The following is a 13,940-nucleotide window of genomic DNA, read 5'->3' on the forward strand; positions in this document are numbered from 1 at the left end:
CGATGCATTAATCTGCTGAAACTGAGCAAATGTGCTTAGTTTAAAGGAGGAGATATGAAAAAACGGCATCTAAGTCTGTTATTGGGGTGGGTTTTCTGTGGTGCGGCAGCACTAACTATGAGTCAAACGGTGCAAGCCGTTGAGGTCTACAATCAGTTAGAGCATCCGGTCTATTTCTGTGTGAGTTGCTATTACCCCTTAGTCTGGTTTTAACGATAATTGACCAGCACCTGATTGCTGATCACTTGCAACGGCGGGTTCACACGGCCTTTACCGGCAATAAAGTAAACAAACGTCAGTTGAGTTGCCGCAGCCTCCCCCGCCAGCCCTCGGCTCTGCCCGCTGCCCCCCTCAAGTGGCATACAGCGGTTCGGGGTGCATAATTTAACCTGTAAACCCTCTGGCGCTGTTGACATCAATTGGTAGCGCCAGCCAACAGACACGATACGCGCATTTTCCGACGCCAACGCCACCGGTGGTTTTAGTACCGCCGAAGAGGTGGCGACCCCGCGCAAACCCTGTGTAACCCCGATATCGTCCGCGACCCAAGTGCCTGAAGCGACAGCATTCAACGGCAATACACTCACCGCAAGCAGCGTAGCCAACATTATCTGGGAGAGACGAATCAGCATCAAGCAGCTCCTATCGTAGATGTCATACGGATCTGGCGATTATCGCCAATTTCCAGATTAGATAGCACCACCATCTGTGGCAAACTACGGCGCAAGAAACGGGCTAAAAGTGCGCGCAGTGCATGGTTAACCAGCAACACCGGCGGTGCACCCAGCATTTCCTGACGTTGTAGCGCTTGTTTGGATTGCTCCAACAAGCGGTCAGCCAGCCCCGGTTCCAGACCACCACCGCCTTGCAGTGCTTGTAGCAGCAAACGCTCTAATGCTGCATCCAGCCCAATGACCTGAATCTCGCCGGTTCCAGGGAACCATTGTTGTGCGATGGAACGCCCTAATGCAACTCGGACTACCGCCGTTAATTCGTAAGGGTCAGTCTGATTTGGTGCATGTTCAGCCAGCGTCTCAATAATGGTACGCATATCGCGAATTGATACCCGCTCCACTAACAGATTTTGCAGTACCTTATGCAGCGTGGTTAAGGTGACAACACCGGGAATAAAGTCTTCCGTCAGCTTCGGCATCTCTTGTGCAACCCGGTCCAGCAATTGCTGGGTTTCCTGACGGCCAAACAGTTCGCTGGCATATTGGCTGATCAAATGGTTTAGATGGGTCGCCACTACTGTGCTGGCCTCAACCACGGTAAAGCCTTGGATCTGCGCCTGCTCACGCAATGCACTTTCAATCCAAACCGCCGCTAATCCAAAAGCGGGGTCATGAGTGGCCTCGCCCGGCAACGAGCCGACCGCATTGCCGGGGTTAATTGCTAACCAACGGCCAGGATGAGCTTCACCACTGCCAATCTCTACCCCTTTCATTAATATCCGATAGTTTGCTGGCGGCAGTTCCAGATTATCTCTGATATGCACCACGGGTGGCAGGTAGCCCATCTCTTGAGCAAACTTTTTACGAATACTGCGAATTCGACCCAGCAACTCGCCATTTTGCTGGAAATCCACCATCGGAATGAGGCGATACCCCACTTCCATACCCAGCGGATCTTCCAGTTGGACATCAGACCACGTTGCTTCAGCGGCTTGTTGCTGGTCCTGCACCACCGGTGATTCCGCCACCACGGGTTGCTGCATTTGTTTGCCACGTAAACGCCAGGCTAATGCCAACAGCGCGCCGGTGAACAGCAGGAAGACAAAGTTCGGCATGCCAGGCACCATCCCCAGTAACCCTAGCACACTGGCACTTAGCACCATCACGCGTGGGTTATTAAACAACTGGGTGACCATTTGCTGACCAACATCCTGGTCGGTACTGACGCGAGTTACGATAACGCCCGCTGCCGTCGAGATAACCAATGCTGGGATTTGTGCCACCAGGCCATCACCGATCGTCAGCAATGTATAGGTTTCTGCTGCGTGCCCCACGCCCATATCGTGCTGAAGTACACCCACCAGTAATCCGCCGACCACGTTAATCACCATGATCAGTAACCCGGCAACCGCATCACCACGAACAAATTTACTGGCCCCGTCCATTGAACCGTAGAAATCAGCTTCTTGCGTAACATCGGAACGGCGTTTTTTTGCTTCATCTTCGCCAATCAAGCCAGCATTTAAGTCGGCATCGATCGCCATCTGCTTACCGGGCATACCATCTAAAACAAAGCGTGCCCCCACTTCAGCAATACGCCCCGCCCCTTTGGTAATAACCATAAAGTTAATTATGACCAAAATAACAAAGACCACGATGCCGATGGCAAAGTTGCCACCAACCAGAAAGTGACCAAATGCTTCCACCACACGGCCCGCAGCCGCCGCACCGGTATGCCCATCCATCAGAATGATACGGGTGGAGGCTACGTTTAGGGATAGACGCAGCAGTGTTGAAAACAGCAGAATGGTTGGGAATGCGGCAAAATCCAGCGTGCGTTGGGTAAACATGGCAACCAACAACACCATAATGGACAGCGCGATATTAAAGGTAAACAGTAAATCAAGGATGAAGGGCGGCAGCGGCAGCACCATCATCGACAAGATCATCAGGATCAGAATTGGCCCGGCAAGGATTTGCCACTGCGTATCTTTAAAATTGCCCGGTAAACGTAGCAGGGCGGCCAAATTAGCCATTAGTCAGTCTCACTCTCTGTTGCAAAATCCAGCGCTTCCGGCACTGGCAGATGTTCAGGTTTTTTCGGGATTAGCCCGCCTTCCCGTTTCCAACGTTTCAATTGGTATACCCAGGCAAGGACTTCTGCCACCGCAGCATACAGGGTGGCGGGAATATGTTGGCCCACCTCGCTGTGCCGGAATAATGCCCTGGCCAGCGGCGGCGCTTCTAATAACGGAATGCGGTGTTCTGCACCTAACTCACGGATACGCAGTGCCACCGCACCAGCCCCTTTCGCCAGCACCTTAGGCGCACTCATTTTTGCTTCGTTGTATTGCAAGGCAACAGCATAGTGGGTTGGGTTGGTCACAATCACATCAGCTTTAGGGACATCAGCCATCATCCGGCGGCGAGCCATCGCCCGTTGCTGCTGACGAATGCGCCCTTTCACATGCGGATCACCTTCTTGATCTTTAAATTCATCACGTATCTCCTGTTTGGTCATACGTAATTTTTTAATGTGGCTGGTTATTTGGAAGAACACGTCGAATCCAACCATCGGAGTCAGGCCCAATACCACCACCAGTCCACAGAAGATAATCAAGTGGACTGCGTCACCCAAAGCAGCCACTGGGGGGGCGGCCATCAAGCGCATCATATCTGGCCAGTTATGCCAGAGGAATATACCGGTGACCCAACCGACCAGCGTGGCTTTGAGGATAGCCTTCAGCAGTTCAGCCAATGCCTGCGAGGAAAACATACGCTTTAAACCCGCAATCAGGCTCATCCGCTGCAAATCAAACTTGATGGATTCGCCGCTGAACAGCACGCCACCCAACAGCATCGGCACCGCCAACGCCACGATCACCAATCCGGCAAAAATGGGTAGCAATGCCATGATCGTTTGGCTCAGCAGCATCCCTATCTGGCGCAACATCTGTTTATCATCGCTGATAATGCCATGATCGAAATGCAGCCCTTGTGAAATCATAGCCGCCAGTTGGCGAGCCATCGACTCACCAGACACCCACAGGATCGCCAAACCGGCCCCGAGCATTAGCATCGAGGTCAGTTCGCGCGAACGCGGTATTTGGCCTTTTTCGCGAGCCTTCTCCAGCTTGTGGGCTGTGGGTTCCTCGCTCTTTTCCGCGTCGCTATCTTCAGCCACAGCAGGTTTTCCTGTTCAGCGTAAGCGTTCCCATGTCAAATAATGAGGAAATGAAAAATTGCTGTATAGCATGACAAATATTCAGCAAGGTTATGGATGGAACAAAGCAGCAATTAGGGGGTTATTTCTCGGATGAGTACGTCGTGTCAGCTTCAGTTGCCTGTAGGGTGCTAGCTGTCGTCAAATTCTGCTAGCCAAGAACACACAGCCAGTGATAGATGATGAGGGGGGATACTACCAGCCACAACGCCTGAAATAGGCTGTCTAAAATGAAATTATCGCGAAGAACAATGCAGCGAGAAATAACGGCAGATGAGAGATCCCCCTCACCTGCCAATTATGACCCACAGCCGGCTTAAAAGCCTAAGCTGTCCAACAGGTCATCAACCTGATCCTGGTTGGCAATAACACCAGCACCATTCTTATCCAATTGTGGCCCGTTAAGTAGACTGTCAGCAGGTTTTTGCGGTTTAGAGGGCATATCTGGAATATTTTCCATCAGTACCATTAACAGTTGCTTCTCAATCTCTTGCACCACATCCATCATGCGTTTGATAACCTGACCGGTAAGGTCCTGGAAATCCTGCGCCATCATGATTTCCAACAATTGTGCGTTGGTAAATGAGGTATGTTGCGGCACAACATCCAAATATTCACGGGTATCAGCAACCAGAGCACGTGCATCTGATAACTCGACAGGGTTAGCAAACCATTCGTCCCAGCGAATTTTAAGCGCCTTCGCCGATGACTCCAGCTCATTTTGGCGCGGCTGTGCTGCCTCAACACAGTTCAGTGCTCTTTCTGCGGCTTGAGCCGTCATATGAACGACGTAATCCAGTCGATCACGGGCATCTGGAATGGCTTCCGCAGCCTGTGCAATCGCCTGATCAAGACCTAATTCGCGTAGGCTGTCGCGTAACATCCGCGTCAATTGGCCAATGCGACTTATTATATCACTGGCTGATGCCGCATCTGTTGCGGGCATTTGATGGTTACTCATCTCGCCTCCTTACATACCCAACTTTTCAAAAATCTTATTGAGCTTCTCTTCCAAGGTAGCGGCAGTGAAAGGTTTCACTACATAACCACTGGCGCCTGCTTGCGCTGCTGCGATGATATTCTCTTTTTTCGCTTCGGCGGTTACCATCAGAACCGGCAAAGTAGCAAGAGCACCATCGGCACGGATAGTTTTTAACAGGTCAAGGCCATCCATATTTGGCATATTCCAGTCAGAAACCACAAAATCAAAACCACCCGCGCGTAATTTATTCAATGCATCGACGCCATCTTCGGCCTCTTCCACATTGTTAAAACCCAGCTCTTTCAGCAGGTTTCTGACAATACGACGCATGGTCGAAAAATCGTCTACCACCAAAAATCTGAGATTCTTATCCGCCATACCAACTCCTAAGGTTTGTTGCTCACCGCTGAGCGATTAAAAACACACGCCCGAAAAATTTCACCCCAACGTCATTGGCGTTACAGTACACCAGCAAGTAAACGAATCCCGATGAGCTGACACAAGTCAGTGATTCGGGTGAGCACACACTGCTGCAACATCAAGGACGAAGGGAACTAGATTCGCAAGGCTTGACCACTGCTAATCTGCGCCAACATACGCTGGCTTATCTGGTTCAAATCCAGAACTTCATTAACGCCCCCCATACCAATCGCCTCACGCGGCATGCCGAATACCACACAACTGGCCTCGTTTTGCGCGATGGTATAAGCACCGGCGCGATGCATCTCCAATAATCCGGCTGCACCATCATTGCCCATCCCCGTCAAGATAACCCCCACGGCATTACGCCCGGCATATTGCGCCACTGAGCGAAACAGGACGTCAACCGAGGGACGATGGCGATTAACCGCAGGCCCATCATGAATGCGAACCTGATAGTTAGCCCCACTACGCGCCAGCTCCATATGCCGATCACCAGGCGCAATATAGGCATGCCCCGGTAATACCCGTTCACCGTCTTCTGCTTCCTTCACGGTGATTTGGCACAGTTTATTCAGCCGCTCAGCAAATGAACGGGTAAAACCCGGCGGCATATGTTGAGTAATTAATAGTGCCGGGCTGGTTGGTGGTAACGGTTGCAATACCATTCGGATAGCTTCCGTCCCCCCGGTAGAGGCACCAATTGCAATTAACTTCTCACTACTAAGCAGCGGCGTATGCGTAAGCATAACCGGGGCGTTTTCCGGTCCGCGCTGTGGCAGGCGGGCTTTAGCGGCGGTACGGATTTTCTCCGCAATCAACTCGCTGTAAGCCAGCATTCCCTCTCTGATACCTAGCTGAGGTTTGGTGACAAAATCAATCGCCCCCAATTCCAGCGCACGCATGGTTATCTCGGAGTTCTTACCGGTTAGTGATGACACCATCACTACCGGCATCGGCCGCAACCGCATCAATTTTTCAAGAAAATCCAAACCATCCATCCGCGGCATTTCAACATCGAGCGTCAAAACTTGCGGATTAAATTTTTTGATCAAATCACGGGCAACCAACGGATCGGGAGCCGCTGCAACCATTTCCATGTCTGGGTGACTGTTTATAATCTCTGTCATTAGCTGGCGCATCAATGCAGAATCATCAACGCACAATACTCTGATTTTACTCATCACCTCTCCTTGGTCAGTCCATAAACGGTCTGCCCGCGCAAATAGAATTCCCGACTAATTTGACTGAAATTCTCCGAGTGACCTGCAAACATCAGGCCGCCGGGTTTTAGCAAAGGGACAAAGCGACGCAGAATGCGCTCCTGCGTTTCTTTATCAAAATAAATCATCACGTTACGACAAAAAATTGCATCAAATTGTCCAGGCAATGCCCACTCAGGCGCCAACAGATTGAGTTGCTGGAAATGGATCATATTGGCCAATTCCGGGCGCACTCGCACCATGCCTTGATGTGGACCAGTACCACGCAAGAAATAGCGCTGCATCTGCTGTGCCGACAATGAACGCAATTCATCCTGTCGGTATATGCCACTGGTCGCTTTTTCCAGTACTTGGGTATCAATATCACTGGCTAGCACCTGGCACGAACCCGCACGATTTCCCAACACATCAGAAAGTGTCATCGCGATAGAATAAGGCTCTTCACCCGTCGATGCTGCCGTACTCCACACCGAATAACTCCCCGGCCGCTGACGAACATGCTCAGCCAGAATCGGAAAATGGTGCGCCTCACGGAAAAATGCCGTCAAGTTAGTGGTCAAGGCATTAACAAATGCTTGCCACTCTGCGCTGTTCGGGTCGGACTCCAGCAAAGCAAGGTATTGACCAAAGTCATTAATTCCCAGCAATCTTAGTCGCCTGACCAGGCGGTTGTAGACCATTTCCCGTTTGTGATCGGCCAGTACGATCCCGGCTCGTTGATAAATAAGTTGGCATATGCGTCGGAAGTGAACATCCGACAGCGGGAGCCGTTGAATCATCTGAGTCAGGATCGACCCAGACTCTTGGGGTAATGGCTGTTTCATCGATGATGGTTTCATCCGGCCTCACCCCACAACAAAGTCTTCGTTACGCCGTTTGACAATCTGGAATTTCCTTAACAGCCGGTTGCTTACCACTGCCGTCTGCTGCCTGCCCCTCCCCGCTGTCGCTATCCTGCTCCAAACGAAAGACAGACACTGCATCGGAGAGCCTACTTGCCTGCTCTTCCAGTGCGTTGGCCGCAGCCGCAGCCTCTTCCACTAATGCGGCGTTTTGCTGAGTGACCTGATCCATCTGTGTTACTGCAAGTGAAACCTGCTCAATACCTCGGCTTTGTTCATCCGAGGCGGAAGCGATTTCACCCATAATGTCGGTAACCCGAGTCACTGAGCGAACAATCTCTTCCATGGTAGTACCCGCATTTTCGACCAGAGTGGATCCCTGTCGAACACGGCTGACCGACTCATCAATCAACCCTTTAATCTCTTTTGCTGCTTGTGCACTGCGCTGGGCCAGATTACGGACTTCACCGGCGACGACAGCAAAACCGCGCCCCTGCTCACCGGCGCGAGCTGCCTCAACAGCAGCATTTAACGCCAGGATATTGGTTTGGAAGGCAATACCGTCGATAACACTGGTTATGGCACCGATCTTCTGTGAACTGGTGGCAATATCATGCATGGTTGTCACCACACTGCCTGCCAACTCGCCCCCTTTGGCGGCGGTCCCTGATGCGTCTTTTGCCAGTAATGTTGCCTGACGTGCATTATCTGCATTCTGTTTCACTGTGGCGGTCAGTTGTTCCATACTGGCTGCTGTTTGTTCCAACGATGCCGCTTGTTGCTCGGTTCTTGCCGACAAATCATTGTTACCCGCAGAAATTTCCTGAATCCCCGTCAGCATGGCTTCAGTACCATCTCGGACATGGCTAACGGTGGTGATCAACGACTGCTGCATGATGCGTAAACTGGCAAACATCTCGCTAATTTCATTGCGCCCAGAGACATAAATCTGCGCCGATAAATCCCCCCGCGCGATGCGGTCAAAATGCGCGCGCATAATTTTCAGCGGCGTGACAAACATGGTGCGCAGCCAAACAAGCGACGAAATCGCCATGGCGATTACCATGACAATCGCAGCACCAAATATCCACATGGAGAGATGATACGCCTGCTGGTTTTGGGTACCGGCCTCAGCAATCACTTCATTGGCGTACTGCAAATACTGTAAAAAATCGGCTTCGAACAAATCTTGTGTTTTCTGGGTGGGTTGATCCATAAAGCCTTGTAAATTACCGGCTTCCAGAAAATCGATTAGTTGTCGTAACGACGTCCGTAAGTTCTGATAACTGTTTTTGGTGGCATCCAACAATTCACTACCGTTATCACTCTCATCAAGGCGTGGCACAGCAATAAACTGATTGAAGTAGAGGTCAGCTTTCTGTAATGAGCTGCGCGCATTGCCCATTAATGCGTTGACTTGCTCCTGAGGTACTTTGAGAGCCGAGCGCGTCCCCGCCCGGTTTAAGGTATTACGCGCCTGAAGCAAGGATACCCAACTGAGGCTTAATGCATCCCGTTGCTGACTACTGAGATCCACCCGGTTCAAATTTTGGTAGTCTGAGCGAAAAGCAGTAAATGACAGACCACTTGAAATTAACTGTATCGAGCAAATCAATATCAGTAACAGGAAAAAGCTGGTAGAAATCCGAATTCGGCCAAACATCGTAACCTCTTCTCAGCCAGCTCATTGGCCGGCTTTATCTATTCCCGTTATACTTCAAGCTGCACGTTGGCTGCGCTCAATCACCCCAGTCACTGACTTGTGTCAGCTCTTGGGGATTAGGAGCCTCATCAGAGGCCCACCCTACGGGCCAGCGCTGGCGCTGTTCAAAATGGTTTACAACCAATTTGTCACTCACTTGCCGCCTTCCTGCAACTCGAATTATTTAGGGTATATTTTTTTGTGTAGGGTCTAGAAAGTTTCCCAATTGTCTTGCAGGTCACTTCCCAGTGTTTTTTTAGCCGTGATGCTCAAATCCTGTGCCGGCTGTTTTATTTTTCTAGCATCTCGTGTAGTACTACCGTTATCCATACGCAGAACGAATACAGACATGGATTGGGTTAACATACTGGCTTGTTCTTCCAGTGCGGCGGCGGCAGAGGCTGACTCTTCCACCAAAGAGGCGTTTTGCTGGGTGACACGGTCCATTTCAGTGACCGCTTGACCCACTTGATCGATACCGCGACTTTGTTCATCAGAAGCAGAAGCGATTTCCCCCATGATGTCGGTGACGCGTGTTACCGCATTAACGATATCCCCCATGGTTTCACCCGCACTTTCAACCAGTACTGACCCCATATCGACACGGCTAACCGAGTCTTCAATAAGGCCCTTAATCTCTTTTGCAGCTTGCGCACTGCGTTGTGCCAGATTACGAACTTCACCTGCCACCACAGCAAAACCACGGCCCTGTTCACCCGCTCGCGCAGCTTCAACGGCGGCGTTCAGTGCCAGGATATTGGTCTGGAAAGCGATACCATCGATAACGCTGGTGATATCAGCAATCTTCTGCGAACTGCCGGCAATTTCATGCATGGTTTGCACCACATTCGCCACCACTTTGCCACCTTTCTGTGCCGTTTCCGACGCACTCAAGGCCAGTTGGCTAGCTTGACGGGCATTCTCAGCATTCTGTTTCACGGTGGCAGTTAACTGCTCCATGCTGGCGGCGGTTTCTTCCAGTGAGGCGGCTTGTTGTTCTGTACGCGCCGACAGATCGTTGTTGCCGGCGGAAATTTCTGAGGCACCGCTATAAATGGCATCGGCACCTAAACGCACATCACTGACGGTAGTAATCAATTCCGTTTGCATGTGTTTCAGGCTGGCTGCCAATGTGCCCATTTCGTTGCGGCTATGCACTTCGATAGTCTGGGTTAAGTCACCGTTAGCGATATGTTTAATATGCTCGATCAAGTGCTTAAGCGGATTAATCAAGATGTGTTGCATACCAAGCCAAACAACAATAATCACCGCACATACCACAATCAGTACGGTAATAATCACACCCATCGCGAAGCTAAATGATTGGTTGCTGTCTTCCACTGCGGCGGCATACAAGCGATCATTTTGTGTCAGGTAAGTGTTGTAGTCCTGCTCAAAAGCATTTTGGAAGCTAGAGGTGGGTTGATCGAAGAACTCATTGATCTTGCCAGCTTCCATCAATTGGATCAGTTCGGTCAAAGCACCAAAGTATTGGTCATAAGTCTGTTTTAATTTTTTAGCTGACTCAGCATCTTGTTGGCTATCCAACGGGATCTGTTCGTAACTTTTAAAACGCTCCGCCGCCACACCCAATGTCCCTTTGGCTGAAGCCAACAGGTCATTCACCGTAGGGCCACTACCGGTGTGATTCACATCCATCATGTAACGGATGCCTGCGCGGTTCAGCGTATTACGGGTTTGCAGCAGATTTACCCAACTTTCATTCAACACCGACTGTTGCTGACGAATAACTTGTAAGACTGCGAAGTTCTCTTTGTCATTTTTCAGGGAATTGAAGAAAAGCCCGCCGGAAACGAGCTGCAAGGCACCAAATAGCACTAACACCAACAGGAGGCTGGTGACCACTCTCATACGCTTAAACATGTTATCCCTTCATAAGTACGTCAAAACACGGGTACGCCAAAACATAGGACGTCTAATTAACTGTGTTATCGGCACTGGGAGGGGGAACTTTACCGGAGAGAGACATTATTTTAACGAGATGGGTGTGAGTGTTAGCCGTTTGTTATTATCGATGTAGAAACCGAGCTAATCAGGCTTGATCGGCTAAAAGCGGCCCGCTGTTTCGGCGAAGAACGCGATGGTGATTGGTTCGGTTGATATGAGACATGTGATCACCTGATCACTGAACGAATATCAACCGAAACCTTCTGGGCAGACTAACTTAAACTTACCCTTTAATGACAGAGTCAATCAACGACATCTCTTCACTGCTTAACAACTTTTCAATATCAACCAAAATCAGCATTCTTTCCCCGAGTGAACCTAAACCTGTTAGATACTCAGTTGCCAAAGTGACGGCAAATTCTGGTGCTGGGCGTATCTGTTCAGTGGTTAATGACAGCACATCAGACACCCCATCAACAACAATACCAACCACGCGCTGATCAAAATTCAGCACGATCACCACGGTATTTTCGTTATAACTCACGCCGCTTTGTGCAAACTTAACCCGTAAATCAATAATGGGGACAATGACACCACGTAAGTTAGTGACACCTTTAATAAACGTTGGGGTGTTAGCGATACGGGTCACCTGATCGTAACCACGGATCTCTTGTACTTTCAGAATATCAATTCCGTACTCTTCATCGCCCAGCGTAAAAATCAGGAACTCTTGTCCTACCGTTTCGCCAGCCAGCTTCGTGACGGTTGCTAGTCCTGCCATGTTTTCACCCTTCAATCAATAGGTTGAGTTTATGTTTGTTTTCAGGACCGGAATAAATTCCGCGCCCTATACCTGTTTTCATACGGGTTTAATACAGGCTTCATAGAGGTCCACCTGTTAGGCAGCGACCACATCATCAGCCGTTACGCGCTTTTCCCGGTTTAATGCCTGCAAAGCCGACACATCAACAATTAATGCTACGCTGCCATCACCCAATATGGTTGCGGCAGAAATACCTGGCACCTTGCGATAGTTACTCTCAAGGTTTTTCACCACCACCTGATGCTGACCAATCAATTGATCAACCAAGAGTGCATAGCGACGCCCGGCACTTTGCAGAATCACAACAATGCCCTGAGTCGCTTCAGTTTTGGCATTTTCAACATCAAATACCCGGTATAACTCAACCAAAGGTAAGTATTCACCGCGCACTTGCAATACCCGCTCACCGCCGGCTAACGGATGCAAATCTTCAGCCAAAGGTTGCAGCGATTCCATTACCGCATTCAATGGCAAAATGAAGACTTCATCACTGACTTTTACTGACATTCCATCAAGAATAGCCAGCGTCAATGGCAATAGAATACGGATTGACGTGCCAAGACCAGCCTGGAAACTGACTTGCACATGGCCGCCCATTTCCTGAATATTTCGCTTAACCACATCCATACCGACACCACGGCCGGAAACATCAGTGACTTGCTCGGCGGTGGAGAATCCGGGGGCAAAAATCAGCATCCCCACATCTTCATCGCTCATATGTTCATTAACAGCCATGCCTTGAGATTGGGCTTTTGCCAGAATCTTCTGCCGGTTTAGTCCTGCACCATCATCCAAGACTTCAATGCAGATATTCCCACCCTGATGCTCTGCGGAGAGTGTCAGATTCCCGACCGGCTGTTTACCCGCAGCAATACGGGTTGCCGCATCTTCAATACCGTGGTCTAAACTGTTACGAACCAGATGGGTTAGAGGGTCAATAATGCGTTCAATCAGGCTCTTATCCAGCTCCGTTGAGCTGCCAAGCAGCGTCAGCTCGACTTGCTTATTGAGCTTGCTGGCTAAATCGCGCACCAAGCGAGGGAAGCGGCTGAATACATACTCCATCGGCATCATACGGATAGACATCACCGACTCTTGCAAGTCGCGCGCATTGCGTTCCAACTGCCCCATGCTATTGAGCAGATCACCGTTGATAACAGGGTCCAGAGTACTGGAGCGCTGTGCCAGCATCGATTGAGTGATAACTAACTCGCCTACCAGGTTAATCAACTGGTCAACTTTCTCAACCGCCACTCGGATACTGGTCGACTCGCTAGCCTTCGCTTTTGGTCTGACATGTTCCGGGCTGGTCGGTGCAGCAATAACCGCCGTTTTAGGCGTACTGTTGATGTCTGCAACCGGCGCGGCTACGGTTTGCGGTGATTCGGCGAGAACCGGTGCAACCACAGCAATTTCAGCCTCTGATTCTGGTTGCAACTCAGCTTGAACAAAACTGATCTGTTCTGGTTCCAGCACAAAACAGAGCACCGCGCTGATATCATCTTCACTGACAGATGTAATCAAGGTAGCTTCCAGGCTATCAGCACTTTGATGCGGATCTTTCACTTCACCCAGATTGCCCAGCTCTTCCAACATCAGCGGGATTTCTTGTTCTTTCAGGCCAGACAAGCGAATACGCATGCCCCCCTGAACCAGCGCCGGTGACTTACCGCCAACTTTGGTTTCGGTCGCTACCGCGCCACCGCTCCCTTGAGCTACAGGCACGCTGCTACTCGGGTTTTGTTGTTCTAAAGCCTCTAAGGCCAGTTGGCGCAATGCGTGGCAAATATACTCATAGCTTTCCGCATTAGGTTCCTGTGAGGTTTTATAAGCGTCCAACTGTTCCTGCATAATATCTTTCGTTTCCAAAAACAGGTTGATGATATCAGTACTCAACCGCATTTCGTCGCGGCGGGCACCATCCAACAGGTTTTCCAACAGATGAGTTGTCCCTTGTAATACCGTAAAGCCAAACGTCGCGGCACCACCTTTAATCGAGTGAGCTGCGCGGAAAATGGCATTGAGTTGTTCTTTATCTGGTGCTAGCGGGTCCAGCAATAGCAAGTGCTGTTCCATATCTGCCAGTAATTCATCTGCTTCATCAAAGAAAGTCTGATAAAACGCGGTAATATCCATGCTCACG

At 50.2% G+C, this 13,940-nt stretch carries 12 protein-coding genes; 1 reads left to right on the forward strand and 11 read right to left on the reverse strand.

Annotated features, from left to right (window positions below; genetic code table 11):
• Positions 1-54: 54 nt before the first annotated feature.
• On the forward strand, positions 55-213 hold the full coding sequence (locus A6J67_RS23525; RefSeq protein ID WP_153802301.1) for a hypothetical protein: 159 nt from the start codon (positions 55-57) through the stop codon (positions 211-213).
• On the opposite strand, the gene A6J67_RS16965 is transcribed toward A6J67_RS23525, so the two are convergent.
• The 11 genes from A6J67_RS16965 to cheA all read right to left on the reverse strand — a co-directional run bounded on the left by A6J67_RS16965 (position 210) and on the right by cheA (position 13,933).
• Positions 210-632, reverse strand: coding sequence for a flagellar protein FlhE (locus tag A6J67_RS16965; protein WP_042569586.1), 423 nt, complete (start codon positions 630-632; stop codon positions 210-212). The two genes, A6J67_RS23525 and A6J67_RS16965, sit on opposite strands and share 4 nt — an antisense overlap.
• Positions 632-2,710 (reverse strand): flagellar biosynthesis protein FlhA, encoded by a 2,079-nt coding sequence (gene flhA, locus A6J67_RS16970; RefSeq protein ID WP_050084360.1) that lies wholly within the window; start codon positions 2,708-2,710, stop codon positions 632-634. The genes A6J67_RS16965 and flhA overlap by 1 nt, the downstream gene beginning before the upstream one ends.
• On the reverse strand, positions 2,710-3,858 hold the full coding sequence (gene flhB / locus A6J67_RS16975) for a flagellar biosynthesis protein FlhB (RefSeq protein WP_032907147.1): 1,149 nt from the start codon (positions 3,856-3,858) through the stop codon (positions 2,710-2,712). Before flhB ends, flhA begins: the two co-directional genes overlap by 1 nt.
• Positions 3,859-4,213: 355 nt before the next feature.
• Positions 4,214-4,858, reverse strand: a complete 645-nt coding sequence (gene cheZ, locus A6J67_RS16980) for a protein phosphatase CheZ (protein ID WP_005189306.1) — start codon at positions 4,856-4,858, stop codon at positions 4,214-4,216.
• Positions 4,859-4,867: 9 nt separating this feature from the next.
• Entirely contained in the window at positions 4,868-5,257 is a 390-nt protein-coding gene (cheY, locus tag A6J67_RS16985; protein ID WP_032907145.1) for a chemotaxis response regulator CheY, read from the reverse strand.
• Between the two features lie 176 nt (positions 5,258-5,433).
• Positions 5,434-6,483, reverse strand: coding sequence for a protein-glutamate methylesterase/protein-glutamine glutaminase (locus A6J67_RS16990; RefSeq protein ID WP_005189298.1), 1,050 nt, complete (start codon positions 6,481-6,483; stop codon positions 5,434-5,436).
• Complete coding sequence (gene cheR, locus A6J67_RS16995; protein ID WP_230678711.1) at positions 6,483-7,301, reverse strand: protein-glutamate O-methyltransferase CheR; 819 nt, start codon at positions 7,299-7,301, stop codon at positions 6,483-6,485. The genes A6J67_RS16990 and cheR overlap by 1 nt, the downstream gene beginning before the upstream one ends.
• A gap of 88 nt (positions 7,302-7,389) precedes the next feature.
• A complete protein-coding gene (locus tag A6J67_RS17000) occupies positions 7,390-9,027 on the reverse strand; it encodes a methyl-accepting chemotaxis protein (RefSeq protein WP_005189295.1) in 1,638 nt (545 codons plus the stop codon).
• A gap of 249 nt (positions 9,028-9,276) precedes the next feature.
• On the reverse strand, positions 9,277-10,950 hold the full coding sequence (locus A6J67_RS17010) for a methyl-accepting chemotaxis protein (protein WP_032907928.1): 1,674 nt from the start codon (positions 10,948-10,950) through the stop codon (positions 9,277-9,279).
• A 307-nt stretch (positions 10,951-11,257) separates the two neighbouring features.
• The gene (cheW, locus tag A6J67_RS17015; protein ID WP_005192503.1) at positions 11,258-11,755 is read right to left on the reverse strand and encodes a chemotaxis protein CheW; all 498 of its coding nucleotides are present in this window, start codon (positions 11,753-11,755) and stop codon (positions 11,258-11,260) included.
• A 117-nt stretch (positions 11,756-11,872) separates the two neighbouring features.
• The gene (gene cheA / locus A6J67_RS17020) at positions 11,873-13,933 is read right to left on the reverse strand and encodes a chemotaxis protein CheA (protein ID WP_005192501.1); all 2,061 of its coding nucleotides are present in this window, start codon (positions 13,931-13,933) and stop codon (positions 11,873-11,875) included.
• Between the last annotated feature and the right edge of the window lie 7 nt (positions 13,934-13,940).

Source organism: Yersinia sp. FDAARGOS_228 (genome assembly GCF_002073315.2).
Lineage (GTDB): Bacteria > Pseudomonadota > Gammaproteobacteria > Enterobacterales > Enterobacteriaceae > Yersinia > Yersinia intermedia.

Coding starts and splice junctions, on each gene's coding strand:
- A6J67_RS23525 (WP_153802301.1), top strand. CDS start 55: ATGAAAAAACGGCATCTAAGTCTGTTATTGGGGTGGGTTTTCTGTGGT.
- A6J67_RS16965 (WP_042569586.1), bottom strand. CDS start 632: ATGCTGATTCGTCTCTCCCAGATAATGTTGGCTACGCTGCTTGCGGTG.
- flhA (WP_050084360.1), bottom strand. CDS start 2,710: ATGGCTAATTTGGCCGCCCTGCTACGTTTACCGGGCAATTTTAAAGAT.
- cheZ (WP_005189306.1), bottom strand. CDS start 4,858: ATGAGTAACCATCAAATGCCCGCAACAGATGCGGCATCAGCCAGTGAT.
- cheY (WP_032907145.1), bottom strand. CDS start 5,257: ATGGCGGATAAGAATCTCAGATTTTTGGTGGTAGACGATTTTTCGACC.
- A6J67_RS16990 (WP_005189298.1), bottom strand. CDS start 6,483: ATGAGTAAAATCAGAGTATTGTGCGTTGATGATTCTGCATTGATGCGC.
- cheR (WP_230678711.1), bottom strand. CDS start 7,301: ATGATTCAACGGCTCCCGCTGTCGGATGTTCACTTCCGACGCATATGC.
- A6J67_RS17000 (WP_005189295.1), bottom strand. CDS start 9,027: ATGTTTGGCCGAATTCGGATTTCTACCAGCTTTTTCCTGTTACTGATA.
- A6J67_RS17010 (WP_032907928.1), bottom strand. CDS start 10,950: ATGTTTAAGCGTATGAGAGTGGTCACCAGCCTCCTGTTGGTGTTAGTG.
- cheW (WP_005192503.1), bottom strand. CDS start 11,755: ATGGCAGGACTAGCAACCGTCACGAAGCTGGCTGGCGAAACGGTAGGA.
- cheA (WP_005192501.1), bottom strand. CDS start 13,933: ATGGATATTACCGCGTTTTATCAGACTTTCTTTGATGAAGCAGATGAA.